Source organism: uncultured Cedecea sp., from assembly GCF_947498825.1.
GTDB lineage: Bacteria > Pseudomonadota > Gammaproteobacteria > Enterobacterales > Enterobacteriaceae > JGM124.
On sequence record NZ_CANMLV010000066.1, the window covers coordinates 1 to 545 of the forward strand.

Sequence of the window (545 nt, forward strand, 5' to 3'; positions counted from 1 at the left end):
TTTTTATGTTGAACGCCACCTGCGGTGTCGTTAACCGTTATCAGCAAAAGAAACGTCAGTGTTTTCCATCACTGGCTTAGTGATGGGGCTCCCACTGCTTGTACGTACACGGTTTCAGGTTCTGTTTCACTCCCCTCGCCGGGGTTCTTTTCGCCTTTCCCTCACGGTACTGGTTCACTATCGGTCAGTCAGGAGTATTTAGCCTTGGAGGATGGTCCCCCCATATTCAGACAGGATACCACGTGTCCCGCCCTACTCTTCGAGTTCACAGCATGTGTGCTTTTGTGTACGGGAGTATCACCCTGTACCCTGCGACTTTCCAGACGCTTCCACTAACACACAAACTGATTCAGACTCTGGGCTGCTCCCCGTTCGCTCGCCGCTACTGGGGGAATCTCGGTTGATTTCTTTTCCTCGAGGTACTTAGATGTTTCAGTTCCCTCGGTTCGCTTCATTACGCTATGTATTCACGCAATGATAGTGCAACGAATTGCACTGGGTTTCCCCATTCGGAAATCGTCGGTTATAACGGTTCATATCACCTT

Annotated in this window: 1 rRNA gene; it reads right to left on the reverse strand. The window is 50.1% G+C overall.

The window, feature by feature from the left end:
* Window positions 1–545, reverse strand: a 23S ribosomal RNA gene (locus tag Q1A40_RS22945); the annotation flags it as partial.